The organism is Oceanicella sp. SM1341 (genome assembly GCF_003448965.1).
GTDB lineage: Bacteria > Pseudomonadota > Alphaproteobacteria > Rhodobacterales > Rhodobacteraceae > Paroceanicella.
Genome location: NZ_QRGC01000010.1, coordinates 101313 through 122630 on the forward strand (window position 1 = coordinate 101313; position 21318 = coordinate 122630).

Annotated in this window: 26 protein-coding genes; 20 read left to right on the forward strand and 6 right to left on the reverse strand. The window is 68.7% G+C overall.

Annotation, left to right across the window (positions count from 1 at the left end):
* Positions 1-15 precede the first annotated feature (15 nt).
* Positions 16-2052 (reverse strand): nidogen-like domain-containing protein, encoded by a 2037-nt coding sequence (locus D3P35_RS11475; protein ID WP_118134862.1) that lies wholly within the window; start codon positions 2050-2052, stop codon positions 16-18.
* A 172-nt stretch (positions 2053-2224) separates the two neighbouring features.
* Between D3P35_RS11475 and D3P35_RS11480 the strand changes: the two genes are divergently transcribed.
* The 9 genes from D3P35_RS11480 to D3P35_RS11500 all read left to right on the forward strand — a co-directional run bounded on the left by D3P35_RS11480 (position 2225) and on the right by D3P35_RS11500 (position 7901).
* The gene (locus D3P35_RS11480) at positions 2225-2986 is read left to right on the forward strand and encodes an ABC transporter substrate-binding protein (RefSeq protein WP_118134863.1); all 762 of its coding nucleotides are present in this window, start codon (positions 2225-2227) and stop codon (positions 2984-2986) included.
* 60 nt (positions 2987-3046) lie between these two features.
* Positions 3047-3757 carry an ABC transporter permease gene (locus D3P35_RS11485; protein WP_118134864.1) on the forward strand — a complete coding sequence of 237 codons (711 nt, stop codon included), beginning with the start codon at positions 3047-3049 and terminating at the stop codon, positions 3755-3757.
* A complete protein-coding gene (locus D3P35_RS11490; RefSeq protein ID WP_118134865.1) occupies positions 3757-4455 on the forward strand; it encodes an ABC transporter permease in 699 nt (232 codons plus the stop codon). Before D3P35_RS11485 ends, D3P35_RS11490 begins: the two co-directional genes overlap by 1 nt.
* A gap of 126 nt (positions 4456-4581) precedes the next feature.
* Positions 4582-4749, forward strand: a complete 168-nt coding sequence (locus D3P35_RS26140; protein WP_157982112.1) for an RSP_7527 family protein — start codon at positions 4582-4584, stop codon at positions 4747-4749.
* A 280-nt stretch (positions 4750-5029) separates the two neighbouring features.
* Entirely contained in the window at positions 5030-5197 is a 168-nt protein-coding gene (locus D3P35_RS26145) for an RSP_7527 family protein (protein ID WP_157982113.1), read from the forward strand.
* Positions 5198-5434: 237 nt separating this feature from the next.
* The gene (locus tag D3P35_RS26150; RefSeq protein ID WP_157982114.1) at positions 5435-5596 is read left to right on the forward strand and encodes an RSP_7527 family protein; all 162 of its coding nucleotides are present in this window, start codon (positions 5435-5437) and stop codon (positions 5594-5596) included.
* 233 nt (positions 5597-5829) lie between these two features.
* The gene (locus D3P35_RS26155) at positions 5830-6000 is read left to right on the forward strand and encodes an RSP_7527 family protein (protein WP_157982115.1); all 171 of its coding nucleotides are present in this window, start codon (positions 5830-5832) and stop codon (positions 5998-6000) included.
* A 171-nt stretch (positions 6001-6171) separates the two neighbouring features.
* Complete coding sequence (locus D3P35_RS11495; protein WP_118134866.1) at positions 6172-7365, forward strand: RSP_2647 family RNA methyltransferase; 1194 nt, start codon at positions 6172-6174, stop codon at positions 7363-7365.
* Positions 7365-7901 (forward strand): RSP_2648 family PIN domain-containing protein, encoded by a 537-nt coding sequence (locus tag D3P35_RS11500; protein WP_118134867.1) that lies wholly within the window; start codon positions 7365-7367, stop codon positions 7899-7901. The genes D3P35_RS11495 and D3P35_RS11500 overlap by 1 nt, the downstream gene beginning before the upstream one ends.
* Here the strand turns inward: D3P35_RS11500 and D3P35_RS11505 are convergent.
* The gene (locus D3P35_RS11505; protein WP_157982116.1) at positions 7898-8500 is read right to left on the reverse strand and encodes a TetR/AcrR family transcriptional regulator; all 603 of its coding nucleotides are present in this window, start codon (positions 8498-8500) and stop codon (positions 7898-7900) included. The two genes, D3P35_RS11500 and D3P35_RS11505, sit on opposite strands and share 4 nt — an antisense overlap.
* A 508-nt stretch (positions 8501-9008) precedes the next feature.
* On the opposite strand from D3P35_RS11505, the gene D3P35_RS11510 reads away from it, so the two are divergent.
* A complete protein-coding gene (locus D3P35_RS11510) occupies positions 9009-9611 on the forward strand; it encodes a carbonic anhydrase (RefSeq protein WP_118134869.1) in 603 nt (200 codons plus the stop codon).
* Between the two features lie 31 nt (positions 9612-9642).
* Here the strand turns inward: D3P35_RS11510 and D3P35_RS11515 are convergent, their stop codons facing one another.
* The 4 genes from D3P35_RS11515 to rpsF form a co-directional block, all read right to left on the reverse strand.
* Positions 9643-11118, reverse strand: coding sequence for a replicative DNA helicase (locus tag D3P35_RS11515; RefSeq protein WP_118134870.1), 1476 nt, complete (start codon positions 11116-11118; stop codon positions 9643-9645).
* 142 nt (positions 11119-11260) lie between these two features.
* A complete protein-coding gene (gene rplI, locus D3P35_RS11520; RefSeq protein ID WP_118134871.1) occupies positions 11261-11884 on the reverse strand; it encodes a 50S ribosomal protein L9 in 624 nt (207 codons plus the stop codon).
* A 12-nt stretch (positions 11885-11896) separates the two neighbouring features.
* Positions 11897-12124, reverse strand: a complete 228-nt coding sequence (gene rpsR / locus D3P35_RS11525; protein ID WP_118134872.1) for a 30S ribosomal protein S18 — start codon at positions 12122-12124, stop codon at positions 11897-11899.
* Positions 12125-12141: 17 nt separating this feature from the next.
* Entirely contained in the window at positions 12142-12528 is a 387-nt protein-coding gene (rpsF, locus tag D3P35_RS11530; protein WP_118134873.1) for a 30S ribosomal protein S6, read from the reverse strand.
* A 214-nt stretch (positions 12529-12742) separates the two neighbouring features.
* On the opposite strand from rpsF, the gene fabD reads away from it, so the two are divergent.
* From fabD to D3P35_RS11575, 10 genes are all read left to right on the forward strand, one after another.
* Positions 12743-13681: an ACP S-malonyltransferase gene (gene fabD, locus D3P35_RS11535; RefSeq protein ID WP_118134874.1), complete on the forward strand. Its 939-nt coding sequence runs from the start codon at positions 12743-12745 to the stop codon at positions 13679-13681.
* A 10-nt stretch (positions 13682-13691) separates the two neighbouring features.
* The gene (fabG, locus tag D3P35_RS11540) at positions 13692-14429 is read left to right on the forward strand and encodes a 3-oxoacyl-[acyl-carrier-protein] reductase (RefSeq protein WP_118134875.1); all 738 of its coding nucleotides are present in this window, start codon (positions 13692-13694) and stop codon (positions 14427-14429) included.
* A gap of 187 nt (positions 14430-14616) precedes the next feature.
* Positions 14617-14850, forward strand: coding sequence for an acyl carrier protein (locus D3P35_RS11545; RefSeq protein WP_118134876.1), 234 nt, complete (start codon positions 14617-14619; stop codon positions 14848-14850).
* Between the two features lie 147 nt (positions 14851-14997).
* Complete coding sequence (gene fabF / locus D3P35_RS11550; RefSeq protein ID WP_118134877.1) at positions 14998-16257, forward strand: beta-ketoacyl-ACP synthase II; 1260 nt, start codon at positions 14998-15000, stop codon at positions 16255-16257.
* Between the two features lie 4 nt (positions 16258-16261).
* Positions 16262-17260, forward strand: coding sequence for an endolytic transglycosylase MltG (mltG, locus tag D3P35_RS11555; protein ID WP_118134878.1), 999 nt, complete (start codon positions 16262-16264; stop codon positions 17258-17260).
* A 222-nt stretch (positions 17261-17482) separates the two neighbouring features.
* Positions 17483-17749, forward strand: a complete 267-nt coding sequence (locus tag D3P35_RS26160; protein ID WP_157982117.1) for a hypothetical protein — start codon at positions 17483-17485, stop codon at positions 17747-17749.
* Positions 17750-17771: 22 nt separating this feature from the next.
* Positions 17772-19037, forward strand: a complete 1266-nt coding sequence (locus D3P35_RS11560) for a DNA-packaging protein (protein ID WP_198670583.1) — start codon at positions 17772-17774, stop codon at positions 19035-19037.
* A 160-nt stretch (positions 19038-19197) separates the two neighbouring features.
* Entirely contained in the window at positions 19198-20382 is a 1185-nt protein-coding gene (locus D3P35_RS11565; RefSeq protein ID WP_118134879.1) for a phage portal protein, read from the forward strand.
* A complete protein-coding gene (locus tag D3P35_RS11570; RefSeq protein ID WP_118134880.1) occupies positions 20379-20624 on the forward strand; it encodes a hypothetical protein in 246 nt (81 codons plus the stop codon). The genes D3P35_RS11565 and D3P35_RS11570 overlap by 4 nt, the downstream gene beginning before the upstream one ends.
* Positions 20625-20668: 44 nt before the next feature.
* Entirely contained in the window at positions 20669-21220 is a 552-nt protein-coding gene (locus D3P35_RS11575; protein ID WP_118134881.1) for an HK97 family phage prohead protease, read from the forward strand.
* Positions 21221-21318: the final 98 nt, after the last annotated feature.

Below are 21318 nucleotides of genomic sequence, written 5' to 3' on the forward strand. Positions count from 1 at the left end.
CGGGCCCCGCGCTCGCTACTGGAAGAGGAAGTCTCCGGCGTCGAAATCCGCCGCCTCCAGGTCTCCGCCGAGGCCGGTGATGAAGATGAACTGGCCATCGTAGACGATGCGCACCACGCCGGGCGAGAGATCGACGAAGCGCATGTCCTCGAAGCCGTTGCCCTCATGGCCGGAGAAGACGATGGTATCGATGCCGTCCTCGTAGTCCCGCAGGGCATCGACCTCGTCATCCTTCACGAAGATGAACACGTCGTCGCCGTAGCCGCCGAACAGGCGGTCGCGGCCGGTGCCGTCGGTGATCGTATCCTCGCCGTTGGCGCCGCGCAGGATGTCGTCGCCCTCGTCGCCGAAGATGGTGTCATCGCCGTTGCCGCCGTGGATACGGTCGCCGCCACCGCCGCCCCGCAGGGTGTTCGAGACGCCGTTGCCGGAGATCACGTCGCCCGCCGAACCGCCGATGGCGTTCTCGATCCAGGCGGAGCGGGCGCCGGAATCGCGCACGCCCAGGGCGATGGAGACGTTGTTGGCGACCGAACCGATGGTCGAGAAGGACCCGGGGCGCAGGTCGATGACGGCGCGGCTGGTCTGGGCTTCGGCGCTGAACGTGTCCTCGCCCGAGGCGTCCCAGATCGTGGCGACGAGATTGCCGCCGTCACCGATCTCGAAGCCGGTGCCCGAGCCTTCGGCGAAATACACGTCGTCGCCAAGGCGGGTGGAGAGATTCGCGCCATAGGCCGATTGCAGCGCCTGGATGTCGTAGAGCATCGGTGTTGCCGGGAAATACTGCTGCAGCAGGTCGAGATCCTGCTGCGAGGGCAGGCCGCGGTCCGACATCAGGGTGAAGGCGGCGGAATTATGCGCGCCCTGCAGGGTTTCGTCCGGCACGGCGAGGCCGAGCGCGCGACCGATGTTCTGCATCACGCTGTGCCAGGCGTAGTTCGTGCCGCCGTAGTCCGCGTCGTCGTTGAGCCAGATGTCGCCGCCGATGCGGCCCTCTCCGGCATTGTAGCTCACGCCCGAGACCGAGGCGTCGTCGAAGGAGAGCGCCCCGAAGGTGAGGTTGCCGTCGGTCACCACGCCGTTGCGGAAGTTGAAGCGCCACATGCCGGTGACGCCGGTGTTGCCCGGTGTCTCGTCGAGCGCGCGCAGGGGGGAATGGCGGCCGGAGGCGGGAAGCTCGTAGAAATAGCTGCCGTCACCGGCGGTGAAGCCCGCGCGCGGAAGGATGCCGCCGAAGCCGTTGTTTCCGTTGCTCGCATCGCCGGTGAGCCAGTCGATGTTCTCGTAGCGGAACACGATGTCGAAGTTGCCCGCGCCGTTGGAGCGGTCGAAGAGCTGGAGCTGGAAGCTGTTCTGCCGCGTGCCGTTGCGGTCGTAGAAGTTCACGTCGTCCCAGGTGATGGTGACCACGTCGCGCTCGGTGTCGATGTCGAGGTAGACCCGGCCGCTGGTCGCCCCGGTGCCGCCGGCGCGGGTGTCGATGTCCGCGAGGAAAGGGGCGATCATCGGCGTGGTGCCGTGGGACAGGGAGCGGGCATTGTAGGCCAGCACGCCGTTGCCGAAGGTGATCGAGCCGTTGGTGTTCACGTAGATCGAGGAATAATTCGTGCCGAAGAAGTCGATCCCGTTCTCGAACACCCGGCGGATGCTGTACTCGTAATAGGCATCGTCGGTGCGCGGCAGCACGATCTCGCCGTAGCCGAGCGGGCCGCCGAAGATGTTGAGCATGGTGCCCGAGCCGAAGATGGCGCCGTTGTTCTCCTCCCCCGGCAGGAGGTCGGCGCCGGCGGGGGTGAGGTTGAGGTTCGCCACCTCGTTGAGCCGCGCCACGGCGACCTCGATCAGCTCCATCTGCGTCTGTTGCAGGGTCGGGCTGGTGTCCGGCGCATAGGCGTAATCGCCGATCCGGTACTGCAGGTCGGCCGAGTAGTCGTCCGGGATCTCGTAGGCGTAGGAATAGGTGATCTTGCCCTCACCGCCGTGCCAGAGCGGCGCGTCATCGGGCAGGAGGGCCTTGTAGTTCACCTCCGAATAGCCGTTGGGGATCGTCATTCCTCATGCTCCATGCCGGGGATCGCGGGCCGCGGGGCCTGTCATGGAGCTTCGCGCAGCAAGGTGAATGAAAGATTGACCGGTTTCAGCAACGTCAATGTGGTTAAGACTTGACGCGAAAGGTATGGATCGGCTGCGATACGGGCACATACAACAGGCGAGGCGAAAAAACATGCACAGACTCATTGCCGGCGCGGTCGCGGCCCTGGCGCTTTCGGGAGCGGCCTCGGCCGCAGATCTCAAGATCTGCGTGGAGGGCGCCTACGCGCCCTTTTCGGAAACGGCTCCGGACGGCTCTGTGGTGGGCTTCGACATCGACATCGCCAATGCGCTCTGCGCCGAAATCGGCCAGAGCTGCGAGATGGTCAAGACCGACTGGGACGGCATCATCCCCGCGCTTCTGGAGAAGAAGTGCGATGCCATCGTGGCCTCCATGTCGATCACGGAGGACCGCAAGCAGGTCATCGATTTCACGAAGAAATACTACAACACCCCGGCGCGCTTCGTGGCGCGTGAGGGCACCGAGATGACCGATACGCCCGAGGGGCTGAAGGGCAAGCTGGTGGGCGTGCAGCGCGGCACCATCCACCAGGCCTTCATGGAGGGCGAGTTCCCGGACGTGAACCTGGTTCTCTATGCCAGCCAGGACGAGGCCTATCTCGACCTCGTCTCTGGTCGCATCGACGCGGTGATCGCCGATTCCATCGCGGTGGACGAGGGCTTCCTGAAAACCGACGCGGGCAAGGGCTATGCCTTCTTCGGTGAGCCCTACTCGATCCCGGAGTACCACGGCGAGGGCGCGGGCATCGGTGTGCGCAAGGAAGACACCGAGCTGCGCGACCAGCTTTCCTCCGCCATCGACGCGATCCGCGCCTCGGGCGAATACGAGACGATCCAGGCGAAATACTTCGATTTCGACATCTACGGCGATTGACCCGGACCGCCGGCCCTCTTCCGGGGGCCGGCCATCGCCGGGGGCCGGCGGGATGCGCGCATGCAAAAACTCCTGGACTATGGCCCTCTGCTGCTCGGCGGCGCGGTCACGACGATCTGCCTCGCGGTGCTGTCGCTGCTGCTGGCCACTCTGCTGGGCGGGTGGGGCGCGCGCGCCAAGCTGCTGCGCCCGCGCGGCGACCCGCTCAACAAGGGGCTGATCCGGCTGCAGGCGCGCGTCGCCACCGCCTACACCACCCTCGCGCGCGGCATCCCGGACCTCGTGCTGATGCTCATCCTCTACTTCGGCGGCCAGCGCGCGCTGAACTGGGTGACCGAACTGGCGGGGCTGGACACGCTGGAGTTCTCGAAGTTCCTCGCCGGCACGCTGGCGATCGGCCTGCTCTACGGCGCCTATCTCACCGAGACCTTCCGCGGCGCCTGGCTGGCGGTGGCGAAGGGGCAGGGCGAGGCCGCGGAGGCCCTGGGGCTGCGCGGCCTGCGCGCCTTCCGGCTGGTGCTCTTCCCCCAGTTCGTGCGCCACGCCCTGCCGGGCTACGGCAACGTGTGGCAGGTGCTGGTGAAATCCACCGCCGTGGTCTCGGTCATCGGGCTGGAGGACCTGGTGGGGCTCGCCAATGACGTGGGCAAGTCGCAACGCGACCCGTTCCTGTTCATGCTGGTGGTGATCGTGGTCTATCTCGGCATCACCTCGGTCTCGGGCTGGGGCTTCAACCGGCTCGAGAGATACTACTCGCGGGGGATGCGGTGATGCGGTTCGACCTCGTCTTCGAGCACTGGGACCTGTTCGCCCGCGGCGTGGTGACCACGCTGGAACTGGTGGCGCTGTCGCTTGCCGTGGGGTTCTGCATCGCGCTGCCCTGCGGGCTGGCGCTGGCGCGCGGGCACCGCAGCGCCCGGCTCATCCGGGCCTATGTCTACGTGTTCCGCGGCACGCCCCTGCTGGTGCAGACCTACCTGTTCTACTACGGGCTGGGCGTGACGCTGGGGCAGTACGACTGGGTGCGCGACAGCCTGTTCTGGCCCTTCCTGCGCGATGCCTGGTGGATCGCGCTGCTGGTCTTCTCGCTGAATTCGGGCGCCTACGCGACGGAGATCATCCGCGGGGCGGTGATCACCATCCCCAGGGGCGAGCTGGAGGCGGCGCGGGCGCTCGGCCTGTCGGACCGCCAGGTGGATTTCCTGGTGCTCATCCCCTCGGCCCTGCGCCGCGCCCTGCCGCAATACGGCAACGAGGTGGTGTTCATGCTGCATGGCTCGGTGGTGGCCGGCGTCATCACCATCCAGGACATCTTCGGCGTGACGCAGACCTTCCGGGCCCGCTACTACGTGGCCTACGAGGGCTTCCTCACCGCCGCTGCGCTCTACATGGCGATCACCTTCGTCATCGTGCTGATCTTCCGCCAGCTCGAGAAGCGCTACCTGGCCCATCTCGGGTTGAGTCGCTGAGAGCCCTGCGTTTCGCGCATGTCGGCATCCGAATTTTTCGCAGTGCAAATTAAAGCCGGCATGCGCCATATCTCTCCCAACGACGCCGGGCTGCCCCTCGGCCGACCCCGAAAGAGAGATACGACCATGAGCACGATCACCTACCCGACCAACGAAGAGATGGCCCGCATCGAGCGCGCCGCCCGTGCTTACCGGGCCCAGGTTGTGCGCTCCGGCTTCCGCGCCGCGGGCCACGGCATCGCATCCGCATGGCGCGCCCTCGCGGCGGCGCTGCACCGCCCCAGCGCGGCCTGACACCAGTTTCAAAGTTCCTCCCTAGACTTGGGCCGTGTCCGACACGGTCCTCTTTTTTTGTCCGGAGGGGAGGGTGGACGGTGCGGCAGCCTGCCGCATGTTGCGCATGCGAAGGGGGTCCTCGCGCCCGTTTGCTAAGGAATGATGAGCAAAGCCTTGCATTTCCTGCATGACAGGGTTCTCGTTTATTGCACTGCACAAAGGTCGGTGTGCGGCGCATATTGAACGCAACGAAAGACATCGGAAACGCCCTCACGCAGCTGAGGAGAGAGACATGAGCATGACCCGTTCCGCATACCCGTCCTACGACGAGATCACCCGCATCGAGCGCGAAGCGCGCGAGTACCGTGCCGCCGTTCTGCGCGCGGGCATCCGCGCCACCGGCCGCGGCATCTCCGCCGCCTGGCGCGCGCTGGCCTCGATCCTGCATCGGCCGACCGCGGCCTGATACCCCATTCAGAGTTCCTCCCTAGACTTGGGCCGTGTCCGACACGGCCCAATTTTTTTGCCCGAACGCCAGGCCGCGCCGAAGCTGCGGCGCCGACAGCGGCGAGACCGGGGCGAGCCTTGCGTTTCGTGCATGTCGGGATGTTAATTTTTCGGACTGCAAAATAATCCGGAGAAGGTGCATCTTCTTCTCAACGCAAACGCAACCGGCCTCAGATCGAGGCAGAGAGAGAACGCCATGACCAGCTACCGGTCTTACGAAGAAATCGCCCGCATCGAACGCGCCGCCCGCGAGCACCGCGCCGCTGTTCTGCGCTCCGGCCTCCGGGCCACCGGCCGCGGCATCGCCGCCGCCTGGCACGCCGTCGCCGCGATGTTCCATCGCCCCACGGCCGCCTGACACCAGTTTCAGAGTTCCTCCCTAGACTTGAGCCGTGTTTGTCACGGCTCATTTTTTTTGTCCGGATCCCAGAGAGTTGCGCCAGTGCGGAGGCCGAGCCCTGCGTTTCGCGCATGTCGGCATCCGAATTTTTCAGGGTGCAAAATAATCAGCCCGCAAGGCATGTTGGTTTCAACGCAACGACGCAGACACATGCCCGGCAACACCGCTTACCGGCGACCGAGGAGAGAGAGATGACCATGTCCAGCAACTATCTGTCCCACGACGACATCGCCCGTTTCGAGCGGGCCGCGCGCGAGCACCGTGCCGCCGTCCTGCGCTCCGGCCTCCGGGCCACCGGCCGCGGCATCGCCGCCGCCTGGCATGCCGTCGCGGCGATGTTCCATCGCCCTTCGGCCGCCTGACACCAGTTTCAAAGTTCCTCCCTAGACTTGGGCCGTGTTTGTCACGGCCCATTTTTTTTGTCCGCCTGCAGCGGGCAGGGCGCGCGACCGCGGGTTTTCTTCGTCGCGTCGCCGCAGTATGACCTGCGCGAAATGCCGGCGCTGTGCCGGCCCTTCAGCTTGAGGGACGCCATGCTGTTCGACCGACCCACCGTGCGACTGCGCCCCAGGCCCGGCCGGCGCTCCGCCGCCGCCGGTGCACCTTGGTCCTTTACCGATGAAGTGGTGCTCGACCGCCGGACCAAGGCGATCCTGCCCGGCACCATCGCCACGCTCGAATCTGCCGAGCGCGAGCCGATGGGCACCGTGGCGGTGAACCCGGGTTCGCGAATCGTGCTGCGCCATCTCGACCCCGATCCGTCTGCCGAGATCGACGAGGCCTGGCTGCGCAGCCGGCTGACGCGGGCGCTGGAGCTGCGCGAGGTCCTGTTCGATGCGCCCTTCTACCGGCTCGTTCACGCCGAGGCCGACGGACTGCCGGGCGTGATCATCGACCGGTTCGGCGATGCCGCGGTCATCCAGCCCAACGCGGCCTGGGCCGACCTGCTCGTGGAGGCGCTGGTGTCTGCCCTGCAGGCGGTGACCGGCGTGACGACCGTGGTGGTGAACGGCCAGGGCCGTGCGCGCGGTCTGGAGGGGCTGCCGGAACGCATGGACATCCTGCGTGGCCGGGTGGAGGCGCCGATCCCCGTGCCGATGAACGGGGCCGTCTACATGGCGGACCTCATCGGCGGGCAGAAAACCGGACTGTTCTTCGACCAACGGCCGAACCATGCCTTCGCCGCCCGGCTGGGGCGCGGGCGCGATGTGCTCGACGTGTTCAGCCACGTGGGCGGGTTCGGGCTTGCGGCGCTGGCGGCGGGGGCGTCGTCGGCGCTTGCGGTCGATGGCTCTGCCGCGGCGCTCGAACTGGCGGCGCAGGGGGCAGAGGCGGCCGGGCTCTCGGCCCGGTTCGACACGCGCAGGGGCGATGCCTTCGACACCATGGCGGCGCTGGCGGCGGAAGGGGCGCGATTCGGCATGGTGATCTGCGACCCGCCTGCCTTTGCCCCGTCGAAGGCGGCGCTGGAGCCGGGGCTGCGCGCCTACGAGAAGGTGGCGCGGCTCGGGGCGTCGCTCGTGTCGCCCGGCGGGTTCCTCGGCCTGTGTTCCTGCTCGCACGCGGCGGACCTGGAGCGCTTCCGTGCCGCCTCGCTGCGGGGCGTGGCGCGGGCGCGCCGGCAGGGGCAGATCCTGCACGTGGGCGGCCCGGGGCCGGACCATCCGGTGCATTCGGCGCTCTCCGAGACCTCCTACCTCAAGGCGATCTTCCTGAGGCTCGACTGATGCGCGCGGTGCTCGACGCCTGTGTGCTCTACCCGACGGCGACGCGCACCCTGCTGCTGGCGGCGGCCGAGGCCGGCGTGCTCACCCCGGTCTGGTCGGCGCGGATCCTCGAGGAATGGGCCCGTGCCATGGCGCGGGGCGGCGCCGCGTCCGAGGCGGCGACGCGTGCCGAAATCGCCGCGCTGGAAGCGCGCTGGCAGGCGAGCGTGGTTCCCCGCGTGCTGGAGCATGACCTGCCCGATGCGGACGACACGCATGTGCTCGGCGCCTGTCTCGCGGGGGGAGCGGACACGTTGGTGACGCGGAACCTGCGGGACTTTCCGCTGCGGCGTCTCACCCCGCTGGGCGTTGCCCGGACAGACCCGGACAGCCTGTTGCTGGGCCTCGTGCGCGACGGCCTTGCGCTGGCGGAGCAGGCGGAGGCCATGCGCAGGGCCGCCGGCTGGAGCGGCGACCTGCGCTCGTTTCTCAAGCGCGCCGGCCTGCCGCGGCTGGGCAAGCACCTCTGTGGTGCCGCTCTGGCGGCCCGGGGCTAGGAGGCCAGCGCGGCCGGACTGCTGGCACGAAGCTGCGCGAGGGCGCCGTCGGCGATGCTGCGCAGCCAGGGCTCGCCCGGAGAGGTGCGCGAGAGCACCCTTATCGAGACGACTGCCCCCAGCAACACCCGCGCGAGGTCCCGGACCGGCGCTTCGGGCGCGAGGGAACCTTGCGTGACGGCGCGCTCCAGGGCGCGCAGGAGGGCCGCCTCGAGCTCGCCCAACCCGCCGCTCACCGCGGCGCGGATCTCCTTGTCGAGCGCCACGGGGCTGGCGGCCGAGTTCACCAGCAGGCAGCCGCAGGGGTCGGCCGCGGAAACCAGCACGATCGAGCCGAGGAAGCACTCGATCGCGGCGAGCGGGTCTGCCGAGCGGTCGAGCAGGGCGATGCGCCGGCGTGGCGAGGCGTCCATGTAGGCTTCGAGCGCGCGCAGGAACAGGGTCTTCTTGTCGCCGAAGGCGTTGTAGAGGCTGGACGATTTCAGCCCCATCTCGCGCTCGAGATCGCGCATCGAGGAGGCGTGGTAGCCGCGCTCCCGAAAGCAGGCGATGGCGCCGTCCATGGCGCGCGTCTCGTCAAAGCTGCGATATCTGCCCATTGCAAACCCCTTCTCGCGGTCGAACACCCGCACGCCGGCGGCCTCCCGGGTGACTGAAGATCTGGAGCGCATGTTTCAGAATCAAGTCCCCCACACCGACCCGCGGCCATGGAAGGGGTACCCGCGGCGAATTGCAACCGCCGTTCACGGATCGTGCACGGCCGCGGCCGGGGCGGGGCCGGCGATTGTGCACCCCGAGAGTGTTGCCCGGCCTTCATGGCCCGGGTCCGGAAGCTCGACGCGCAAGCGGGCAGCTGTGCGCCGCGGGGCGCCGGTAAGCCATCCTCTCAGCCGGTCACGAAGGGAGCCAGGCCTTCGGCGCCACGGGGCATCGGCGGGCCGGAAGGGGCACGTCATCATGGTGCGGGCCGGGCAGATGCCCGGGGCGGTCGGCGCCCTTGCGGAGGCGCCCGGCGTTCGGAACCCTTGTCAACCGGGCCCCGGGGCGGCATTAGACTGCCAGCGGGGCGTGGCCCCGTTTCGTGGCACAATTGCAGGAGATCCGGGAATGGACAGGCTCGTCGAAGGGTACAGGCGGTTTCGCGAGGGGGTGTGGCCGGAGCAGCGCGCGCGCTACGAGACCCTGTCGGAGATCGGCCAGAGCCCCGAGGCGCTGGTGATTTCCTGCTCGGATTCGCGGGTGGACCCGGCGACGGTGTTCAACGCCCGGCCCGGCGAGATCTTCGTGGTGCGCAACGTGGCGGGCCTGGTGCCGCCCTATGAGCCCGATGGCCGGCGGCACGGCACCTCGGCGGCGCTGGAATACGCCGTGCGGGTGCTGAAGGTCGACCGGATCGTGGTGCTGGGCCATGCCCAGTGCGGCGGCGTGCAGGGCCTGGTGCAGGGCATGCCGGCGGAAGTGAGCGACTTCCTGGAGACCTGGATGAGCACCGCCTCGGAGGTGCTGAAGAACAGCCCGCCCGAGGGCGTGGACCCGCTCGAGTTCTACGAGACCGAGGTGGTGCGCGTGTCGCTTGCCAACCTGATGACCTTCCCCTGGGTGCGCGAGGCGGTGGAGGCCGGGCGGCTGCAGCTCGCCGGGTTCCGCTTCGGCATCGCCGAGGGCAAGCTGCTGCGCCTGGTCGACGGCGCCTTCGTCGAGGTGGAGTGAGCCTCCCGGGGCCGGGCGGCTGCGCCCGGCCTCAGAATTCGCTCTCGTAGCCCTGCTGGTAGGGTTTCACCAGGTTGCCGAACCGGGTGAAGCGGCCTTCGAAGGAGAGTTCCACGGTGCCGATGGGCCCGTGGCGCTGCTTGCCGATGATCACCTCGGCCTTGTTGTGCACGCGCTCCATCGCCTCCTGCCAGGCGATCATCTTCTCGGCGTCGTGTTCGGAGGGCTTCTCGCGCTCCTTGTAGTATTCCTCGCGGAACACGAACATCACCACGTCGGCGTCCTGCTCGATCGAGCCGGATTCGCGCAGGTCGGAGAGCTGGGGGCGCTTGTCCTCGCGGCTCTCGACCTGGCGGGAGAGCTGGGAGAGCGCGATCACCGGCACGTTCAGCTCCTTCGCGATGGCCTTCAGGCCCTGGGTGATCTCGGAGACCTCGTTCACGCGGCTGTCCTTCGCGGTGGCGGGGCGGACGAGCTGGAGGTAGTCGATCACCACCACGTCGAGCCCGTGCTGGCGCTTGAGGCGCCGGGCGCGGGCGGCGAGGGTGGAGATCGGCAGGGCCGGCGTGTCGTCGATGTAGAGCGGCATCTTCTCGAGCGCCTTCGCGGCCTCGACGAAGCGGCGGAACTCCTCCTCGGTCATGTCGCCGCGGCGGATCTGCTCGGAGGGCACCTCGGCCTGCTCGGAGAGGATGCGCGCGGCGAGCTGCTCGGCCGACATCTCGAGCGAGAAGAAGCCGACAACGCCGCCGTCGACCGTGCCTTCGGTGCCATCGGGGCGCAGGCCGCGGCGGTGGGCCTTGGCGATGTTGAAGGCGACGTTGGTGGCAAGCGACGTCTTGCCCATCGAGGGGCGGCCGGCGAGGATCAGCAGGTCGGAGGGGTGGAGGCCGCCGAGCTTGCGGTCCATGTCCACCAGCCCGGTGGAGATGCCAGCGAGGCCGCCGTCACGCTGGTAGGCGGCGTTGGCGACGTTCACCGCCTCGGTGACCGCCTTGAGGAACGACTGGAAGCCGCCCTCGTACTTGCCCTTCTCGGCGAGGGTGTAGAGCTGCTGCTCGGCATCGGTGATCTGCTCGCGGGGGTCGGAGTCCACGTCCACCGTGCCGGCCTTGCCGGTGATGCCCTCGCCGATGCGGATCAGGTCGCGGCGGATGGCGAGGTCATAGACGATCTGGGCGTAGTCGCGCGCCGCGAAGGCGGAGATCGCCGCACCCGAGAGGCGGGTGAGGTAGGCGGGGCCGCCGAGTTCGGCCAGGCCCGGGTCGTCGGAGAGGAAGGTCGCCACGGTGGTGGGCGTGGCGAGCGTGTTCTTGAGCACGCGCTGCTGGATGATCTCGTAGATGCGCTTGTGGACGGGGTCGAAGAAATGGTGGGGGTCGATGATGCTCGCCACCTGGTCGAACACGTCGTTGTTGTTCAGCAGCACGCCGAGCAGGGCCTGCTCCGCCTCGATGTTGTGCGGGGCGGGGGTGGTGCTCTGCGGGGTGTGTGATCCGTCGGCCATGTGAATCGCTCTCCTCGGGCCCGGTATAACCCGGGCGCGCATTTTTCACAGGGTGTGAATGTCGGGGATAACTCGCCCGCACAAAAAAGCACGGCGCCCCGAGGGCGCCGTGCTCGTGTCTTTCCGGCAGGGCCGGGAGCGATCAGACGTTGGGCTGATCGTCGGCCTGGCTGTCGCCGTCCTCGATCGGGGACTCGTCGTCCTCGCGGGTGGCGCCGCCGATGTCGTCGAACAGCTCGGAGATCTCGAACTCGGCTTCGGCATCGGCCTCGGCGCGCAGGTCCTGGATCGAGCGGCCGGCGGCCTGGAGCTCGGCTTCATCCATCGAGCGGGCCACGTTGACCGTGATGGTCGCTTCCACTTCCGGGTGCAGGGACACGACCAGCGGGTGCAGGCCGAGTTCCTTGATCGGGCGGTCGACGACGATCTGCTTGCGGTCGATGGTGACACCGGCCTCGTCGGCGGCATCGGCCACGTCACGCGGGGTGACGGAACCGTAGAGCGCGCCGGATTCGGCGGCGGAGCGGATCACGATGAAGGTGAGGCCGTCGATGCGCTCTGCAGCGGCTTCGGCTTCCTTCTTCGTCTCGAGGTTGCGGGCCTCGAGCTGGGCGCGCTGCGCCTCGAAACGCTCCATGTTGCCCTTGGTGGCGCGGAGCGCCTTGCCCTGGGGCAGGAGGTAGTTGCGGGCGAAGCCATCCTTGACGGCGACGACGTCGCCCATCTGGCCCAGCTTTGCCACGCGCTCAAGAAGAACGATCTGCATGTCGTCTGCTCCTTATTTCACGGCGTAGGGCAGCAGGGCGAGGAAGCGGGCGCGCTTGATGGCGCGCGCGAGCTCACGCTGCTTCTTCGCGGAGACCGCGGTGATGCGGGAGGGAACGATCTTGCCGCGCTCGGAGATGTAGCGCTGCAGGAGCTTCACGTCCTTGTAGTCGATCTTCGGGGCATCGGCACCGGAGAACGGGCAGGACTTGCGGCGGCGGAAGAACGGTTTGCGTGCCATTGTGTCTGCTCCCTTTCTCAGTTGTCGCGGTCGCGGCGGGGACGATCGTCGCGGTCGCGCCGGGGGCGCTCGTCGCGGGCGTTCTTGGCCTGGATGACCGCGGTCGGGCCTTCCTCGTGCTCGTCGACGCGGATGGTCAGCACGCGCATCACGTCGTCGTGGATGCGGGCGAGACGCTCCATCTCGGCGACGGCCGGGGCCGGGGCGTCGGAACGCAGGAAGCCGTAGTGGCCCTTGCGACCCTTGTTGATCTTGTAGGCGAGGGTTTTCAGGCCCCAGTATTCGGTGCCGATGACGGACCCGCCATTGTCCTTGAGGATCTGGCCGAGATGCTCGATGAGCCCTTCGGCCTGCGCGTTGGACAGGTCCTGACGCGCGATGAAGACATGCTCGTAGAGAGCCATGTGCCACCTGTTCTATGGGCGTGCTTCGCCATGCGGTCTGCCGCCCCGGCCGGCCCGCATTCGAGAGGCTACGCGAGTTCATCTGACCCGGGGAAGCGTGCCTTATACACGGAACGCCCCGCTTTGCAAGGCGCGGCCGGGGCTGCGGCACCTTGTTCTGGGCCCCGCGAGTGATTACACGGAGGCCTCGGAGAGCGGAACCGAAAGGAAGCAGATGAGCCGAGCATTCGTATTCCCGGGGCAGGGCGCCCAGGCCGTGGGCATGGGCAAGGACCTGGCCGAGGCCTATCCCGCGGCCCGGGCCGTGTTCGAGGAGGTCGACGAGGCCCTGGGCGAGAAGCTCAGCGCGCTGATCTGGGAGGGTTCCGCCGAGGATCTCACCCTCACCGCCAACGCGCAGCCGGCGCTGATGGCGACCTCGATCGCGGCGCTGCGCGCGCTGGAGGCCGAGGGCGTGACGGTGGCGAGCGCGGCATACGTGGCCGGGCATTCGCTGGGCGAGTACTCGGCGCTGTGCGCGGCGGGCACGCTGGGCCTGTCGGACACCGCGCGGCTGCTGCGCATCCGCGGCATGGCCATGCAGGAGGCGGTGCCGGTGGGCATCGGCGCCATGGCCGCCCTGCTGGGGCTCGACTTCCGCACCGCGGTGGCGGTGGCCGAGGAGGCCGCGCAGGGCGAGATCTGCCAGGCCGCGAATGACAACGACCCCGGGCAGGTGGTGGTCTCCGGCCATCGCCCGGCGGTGGAGCGGGCGGTGGAGATCGCCAAGGAGAAGGGCGCGAAGCGCGCCATCCTTCTGCCGGTGAGCGCGCCCTTCCATTGCGCGCTGATGCAGCCCGCGGCCGAGCGCATGTCCGAGGCGCTGGCGGGGGTGACCTTCGAGAAGCCCGTGGTGCCGCTGGTGGCGAACGTGCTTGCCACCCCGGTGAGCCATCCGGACGAGATCCGCGCCCTGCTGGTGCGCCAGGTAACCGGTGCCGTGCGCTGGCGCGAGAGCGTGGCCTGGATGGCCGGCGAGGGCGGGGTGACCGAGTTCGTTGAGATCGGCGCCGGCAAGGCGCTCAGCGGCATGATCCGGCGCATCGCGAAGGATGCGGCAACGGTGGCGGTGAATCGCCCGGCAGACGTGACCGCCTACGCGGGCGCGCAGTGAGGAGAGACAGATGTTCGAACTGACAGGCAAGACCGCGCTGGTGACCGGCGCCTCGGGCGGCATCGGCGGCGCGGTGGCGAAGGCCCTGCACGCCCAGGGCGCCACCGTGGGGCTGAGCGGCACCCGCACCGCGCCGCTGGAGGAGCTGGCGGCCGAGCTCGGCGAGCGCGCCCATGTGCTGCCCTGCAACCTTTCCGACAAGGATGCCGTGGAAGCGCTGCCCAAGCAGGCCGCGGCCGCCATGGGCTCGGTCGACATCCTGGTGAACAATGCCGGTGTCACGCGCGACAACCTGTTCATGCGCATGTCGGATGATGAATGGCAGACGGTGCTGGACATCAACCTCACCTCCGCCATGCGCCTCGCGCGCGGGGTGCTGCGCGGCATGATGAAGGCGCGCTGGGGGCGTATCGTCTCCGTCACCTCCATCGTGGGCGTGACCGGCAACCCGGGGCAGGGCAACTACGCCGCCTCCAAGGCCGGCATGATCGGCATGTCCAAGAGCCTTGCGCAGGAAGTGGCCAGCCGCAACATCACGGTGAACTGCGTGGCGCCCGGCTTCATCACCACCGCGATGACCGATGCGCTGAACGACGAGCAGAAGGCGCGCCTGCTGGCGGGCATCCCGGCGGGCCGCATGGGCGAGGCCGGTGAAATTGCCGCCGCCGTGGCCTTTCTGGCGAGCCGGGAAGCCGCATATGTCACGGGGCAGACCCTGCATGTGAACGGCGGCATGGCAATGATCTGACGGTGCTTTCCGGCACGCGCAATCAGGATTTGCACGTGCCGGAAGGTGTGGTATAGGCCCGGCAGAATACAAGCCGGGGGCCTTGCCTACGGGTCTGTTTCTGTGCGGCCATCTGACAATCGCCCGGCCGGCCGCACTCCCACATCGAGGCAACCCCCGCGGGGGGTCAAACTGCGAGGACAGGACTATGAGCGATATCGCTGAGCGCGTTAAGAAGATTGTTGTCGAGCACCTGAGCGTTGACGAAGACAAGGTGGTCGAGGGCGCGTCCTTCATCGACGATCTGGGCGCGGATTCGCTGGACACCGTCGAGCTGGTGATGGCTTTCGAGGAAGAGTTCGGGATCGAGATCCCCGACGATGCCGCCGAGACCATCCAGACTTTCGGCGACGCGGTGAAGTACATCTCCGAGAACGCCTGACCCGTTCCGGACTTCCGGAAGGACTGCGGCATCCGGGCGATCCGGATGCCGTTTCTGTTTCGGGCAACATGTCGCCCAAGGGCTTCTTGCCGCCGGCGCGATGACTGCTGTAGAAGGGGCCCGACCAATGAGAGCTGAGGAGCGCTGATGAGACGGGTTGTGATTACCGGGCTGGGTATGGTCACGCCTCTGGCCTGCGGAGTGGAGCAGACCTGGGAGCGCCTGATCGCCGGAAAGTCCGGGGCCGGCAAGATCCGCTATTTCGACGCGAGCCAACTGGCATGCGATATCGCCTGCGAAATCCCGCTGGGCGACGGTACGGACGGCACCTACAATGCCGACGACTGGGTCTCGCCCAAGGACCAGCGCAAGACCGACCGGTTCATCACCTATGCGCTCACCGCGGCCGAGCAGGCCGTGACCGACGCCGGCTGGAAGCCGACGGACGAGGAGGAGTGCCTGCGCACCGGCGTGATGATCGGCTCGGGCATCGGGGGTGTCGAATCCATCGCCGAGACGGCGCTGGTACTGCGCGACCGCGGCCCGCGCCGCGTCTCGCCCTTCTTCATCCCCGGCGCGCTGATCAACCTGTGCTCCGGCCAGGTGTCGATCCGCTACGGGTTCCGCGGGCCCAACCACTCGGTGGTGACCGCCTGCTCGACCGGCGCGCACGCGATCGGCGACGCGGCCCGGCTGATCATGCTCGGCGATGCCGACGTGATGGTGGCCGGCGGGGCGGAGAGCCCGGTGTGCGAGATCGGTGTCGCGGGCTTTGCCGCCTGCAAGGCGCTCTCCACCCATTTCAACGACGAGCCCACGCGCGCCAGCCGGCCCTATGACAAGGACCGCGATGGCTTCGTGATGGGCGAGGGCGCCGGCGTGGTGGTGCTCGAGGAATACGAGCACGCCAAGGCGCGCGGCGCGAAGATCTACGGCGAGGTGCTGGGCTACGGCCTGTCGGGCGACGCATATCACATCACCTCGCCCGCGCCGGACGGCAACGGCGGCTACCGGGCCATGCAGGGCGCGCTGCGCTCGGCCGGCATCTCGGTGGACAACATCGACTACGTGAACGCGCACGGCACCTCGACCCCGCTGGGCGACGAGATCGAGCTCGGCGCCGTGACCCGCCTGCTGGGCTCGGCGGCGGAAAAGGTGACCATGTCCTCGACCAAGTCGTCGATCGGGCACCTTCTGGGGGCCGCGGGCGCGGTGGAGGCGATCTTCTGCCTGCTCGCCATGCGCGACGGCATCGCCCCGCCGACGCTCAACCTCGAGAACCCCTCGGTGGAGACGGTGCTCGACCTCGCGCCGCTGAAGGCGCGCGAGCGCAAGATCGACATCGCTCTGTCGAACTCCTTCGGCTTCGGCGGCACCAATGCCTCGCTGATCATGGGCAAGGTGTGATCGCATGCGCCATCTCGCGGCGAACGGGCTGAACCTGCTGATCGTCGTCCTGCTGGTGGTGCTGGGCATCATCGGCTGGGGCGTGAGCGAGTTTCGCGGCGAGGGGCCGTTGAAGGAGGAGGCGATCGTCGTGCTTGATCGCGGCGAGAGCCTGCAGGCGATCACCGCGAAGCTCGAGCAGGAGGGCGCGATCTCCAACGGCACGATCTTCCGCATCGGCGCGCGCTACACCGAGCGCGCGACGACGCTGAAGTTCGGCGAATACGCCATCCCCGCCGGGGCCTCGATGGACGAGATCCTCGCCCTGCTGGCCTCGGGCCGGTCGATCCTCCACCCGGTGACCATTCCGGAGGGGCTTACCTCCTTCCAGGTGGTGGAGCGGCTGAAGGAAGCGGATTTCCTCACCGGAGAGGTGGCCACCGTGCCGCTCGAGGGGATGCTGGCGCCCGACACCTACAACGTGCAGCGCGGCACGCCGCGCCAGGCGGTGATCGACCAGATGCTGGCCGCGCAGCAGCGCATCCTCGCCGCCGCCTGGGAGGGCCGCCAGGCCGACCTGCCGCTGGAGACGCCCGAGGAGGCGCTGGTGCTCGCCTCCATCGTGGAGAAGGAAACCGGCATTCCGGGCGAACGGCCCGAGGTGGCCTCGGTGTTCATCAACCGCCTGCGCGCCGGCATGCGGCTGGAGACCGACCCCACGGTGATCTACGGCATCACCGGCGGCAAGGAGGTGCTGGACCGCGGGCTGCGCCGCTCCGAGCTCGCCGCGCGCACGCCCTACAACACCTACCAGATCGACGGGCTGCCGCCGACGCCGATTGCCAACCCCGGCCGGGCCGCCATCGCCGCGGTGATGCAGCCGGCGAAGACGGAGTACCTGTTCTTCGTGGCGGACGGCACCGGGGGGCATGTGTTCGCCACCACCCTTCGCGAGCACAACCGCAATGTGGCCGAATGGCGGCGCATCGAACGCCAGCGCCAGAGCGAGCAGCAGCAGAACTGAGGCCTCCGGGAGAGGCGCTCAGATTGCGCTTGACATACCGCGCGCTCTTCTGTATAGAAAGAGCACGCTGGACGAAATGGGCGCCGAAACCCCGGGATCAAACGATCCCGGGGTTTTTGGTTTTCGTGGCAAGTTCCGCACAAGGCTCGTTTCCATATGAATTCTGGTTCAAGTGATACTGACGACAACAGGACTGCGGCGCTGATCGGTCGGGCGCGCTGCATGTACGAAACACTTTCCGAAGCCCTGGCCGCGGCAATCGCCGACCTGCGGGACGAGGCTGGCCAGGACCCCGCCACCGCGCGGGCGCGGCTGGACCTGATCCGCTCGCATCACAAGGCACTTCAGACAGTCATTGATATCGAGGTGAGTCTTGAGAAACGCAGCAAGGAACCCGGTGGCGCGGGGGCGGGAGCCCTCGACCTCGACGCCGCCCGTACGGAAGTGTGGCGCAGGGTTGCTCGCCTCCAGGGGGCAGGAGGAGATTGAGGCCTTTCTCGGCACGCTTAGCATGAACGCGCTGCTGGCACTGCCCTGGCTCTTCGAGTTCTGGGCGATGGAGCACCAGCTTGCGCCGCAGGGCGACTGGTCGACCTGGGTGGTGATGGGCGGTCGCGGCGCGGGCAAGACCCGCGCCGGGGCCGAGTGGGTGCGCTCGCAGGTGGAGGGGCCCGCGCCGACGGCGCCGGGCGCCTGCCGGCGCGTGGCCCTGGTGGCGGCCACGCTCGACCAGGCGCGGGAGATCATGATCGAGGGGGACTCGGGCCTGATGGCCTGCACCCCTCCGGACCGCCGGCCGCAGTGGATCGCCACCCGGCGCCTGCTGGTGTGGCCCAACGGGGCGGAGGCGCGGATCATCTCGGCCGCCGACCCCGAAAGCCTGCGCGGGCCTCAGTTCGACTGTGCCTGGTCGGACGAGCTGGGCAAGTGGAAGAAAGGGCGCGAGACCTGGGACATGCTGCAGTTCGGTCTGCGGCTGGGCGACAACCCGCGCCAGGTGGTGACGACGACGCCGCGGGTGAACAGCCTGCTCGAGGACATCCTGCAGGATGCGCACACCGTGCAGAGCGCGGCGTCGACGCGGGCGAACCCGCACCTGGCGCGCAGCTTCATCCGGGTGATCGAGGAGAGCTACGCCGGCACCTTCCTGGGTCGGCAGGAGATCGACGGCGAGATGTGTGAGAGCATCCCCGGGGCGTTGTGGTCGCGCCGGGGGCTGGAGGGCATGCGTTCGGAGACGCAGGGGCTCACGCGCATCGTGGTGGCGGTGGACCCGCCGGTGACCGGCGGCAAGACGGCCGATGCCTGTGGCATCGTGGTGGCCGGCGTGCAGGCCGAGGGCCCTCCGCGGGACTGGCGGGCCTGGGTGCTGGAGGACGCGAGCGTCGTCGGCGCCCACCCCAGCGCGTGGGCCGCGGCGGCAGTGGCCGCGGCGCGGCGCTGGAACGCCGATCGCGTGGTGGCCGAGGTGAACCAGGGGGGCGACCTGGTGGAGAACATCCTGCGCCAGGTCGACCCGATGCTGCCCTACCGGGCAGTGCGGGCGGCTCGGGGCAAGGTGGCGCGGGCGGAGCCGGTCGCCGCGCTCTATGAGCAGGGCAGGGTCCGGCATGCGGGGATCTTCCCCGAGCTCGAGACGCAGATGTGCGCGATCGGGCCCGAGGGGTATTCCGGCCGCGGCAGCCCGGACCGTGTCCATGCGCTGGTCTGGGCGCTCACCGACCTGATGATCGTGCCCGCCGGGAAATGGCAGGCACCGAGACTGCGTTCGCTCTGACGCGGGACTGACATTCCGGAACCGGCTGCCCCTCCGGGTGCCCGCCCTTGCGGCGGTGCGCCGGGGAGCGGCCTGCGCGGGCGGCGGCTGCCGCCTGCCGCGACGCCCTCCGCCATGCGGGGCGGCGAAGGATTTTTGACATTTGCGGGAGAGGCGGAACATGCTTCTGGGATTGCGACGCAGCGCGCGGGAAGAGCCGCGTGAACAGAAGGCCTCGGCCGCGGGGCCGGTCATCGCCTTTCAGGCCGCCGGGCGGCCGGCCTGGACACCACGCGACACCGCCTCGCTCACCCGAAGCGGCTTCATCGGCAACCCGGTGGGCTTTCGCTGCGTGAAGATGATCGCCGAGGCCGCCGCCGCCGTGCCGGTGATCGTGAGCCGCGACGGCGCGCGCTACGAAACCCATCCGCTTGCCGAACTGCTGGCCCGGCCCAACCCGGCCCAGTCCGGCCCGGCGCTTTTCGAGAGCTTCTACGGGCACCTGCTGCTGAGCGGCGATGGCTACCTGGAGGTCTCCGGGCTCGACGGACGCGGCCGGCCGATGGAACTGCACGTGCTGCGTTCGGACCGGATGCGGGTGGTGCCCGGTGAGGATGGCTGGCCGGTCGCGTACGAGTACTCGGTCGGCGCGCGCAAGGCGCGGTTCGACATGCGTGACGGGGCGCGGCCGGTGCTGCACCTTCGCGCCTTCCACCCGCAGGACGACCATTACGGCATGTCGGCGCTGGAGGCCGCGGCCTCGGCCGTGGACGTGCACAACGCCGCCTCGCGCTGGTCGAAGGCGCTGCTCGACAATGCCGCGAGGCCTTCGGGCGCCATCGTCTACCGCGGCGCCGACGGCATGGGGCAGATGGCCTCGGACCAGTACAACCGCCTGGTGGAGGAGCTGGAGAGCTACCACATGGGCGCGCGCAACGCCGGGCGGCCGATGCTGCTCGAGGGCGGGCTCGACTGGAAGCCGATGGGCTTCTCGCCCTCGGACATGGAGTTCCACAAGACCAAGGAGGCGGCGGCGCGGGAGATCGCGCTCGCCTTCGGCGTGCCGCCGATGCTGCTGGGCCTGCCGGGCGACGCGACCTATTCGAACTACCAGGAGGCTAACCGCGCCTTCTACCGGCTCACCGTTCTGCCGCTGGTGAACCGGCTGTTCACCGCGCTCTCGGGCTGGCTGCCGGAGTTTTACGGAGAGCGGCTGTCGCTGAGCCCCGAGCTCGACGCCGTGCCCGCGCTCTCGGTGGAGCGCGAGGCGCTGTGGCGCCGCGTGTCGGAGGCGGATTTCCTCAGCGCCGCGGAGAAACGCGCGCTGCTCGGCCTGCCGAGGGCCGAGGAGGGTGGCGGCGAATGAGCAAGGAGCAGCTCAGGAGCGGCTCACGGTTCCTCTACGAGCCCTTCGACAGCGCCCACGCCAGGATCGAGACCCACGAGAGGGTGAGCGAGGAGCGCTGGGGCGCGCTGGAACGGCGGCTCTCGGCCATCGAGGCGGCCATCGACCGGCTGGAGCGGCGGCTGTGGATCGCCGTCTACGGCGTGGCGGGCGCCATGCTCAGCCAGCTCGTCTACGAATTCGCGACCCGCGCCGGCCCCTGAGGCCCGCGGCCCCGTCCTCGTTTCAGCATTCGGGACAAGAGCTTATGACATCAGTATCCGATTTCGGCCTGGAGACGAAGTTCCAGACCTTCGACACCGGCACGGGCCTGGCCGGGGAAACCGGCATCGCCGGCTATGCCTCGCTGTTCGGCGAGGCGGACCAGGGCGGCGACGTGGTGCGCCGCGGTGCCTATGCCAGGAGCCTCGCCTCGCTCACCGCGCAGGGGCGCAAGGTGAAGATGCTCTGGCAGCATGACCCCGCCCAGCCGATCGGCGTGTGGGACGAGATCCGCGAGGATGAGCGGGGCCTGCACGTGCGCGGCCGCATCCTCGCAGACGTGCAGCGCGGCGCGGAGGCGCTGGCGCTGCTCAAGGCCGGTGCCATCGACGGGCTGTCGATCGGCTACCGCACCGTCCGGGCGGCGAAGACCTCGCTCGGGCGGGCGCTCGAGGAAATCGAGCTCTGGGAAGTCTCGCTCGTGACCTTCCCGATGCTGCCTTCCGCGCGGGCCAGTCTCGGCGCGGGCGAGGCGGAAGACGCGCTCGCACGCGCACTCACCGAGGCCATCGCCGAGGCGCGGGCCGACCTGACCTGAAGCTTCGCGGCCATACCCGGCCCGTGCCCCTCGGGAGGCCCGGGGCCGGGAGCCACGCAGTCCAACCCAGCATCCATGCGATCTCACGAAGGATCTCC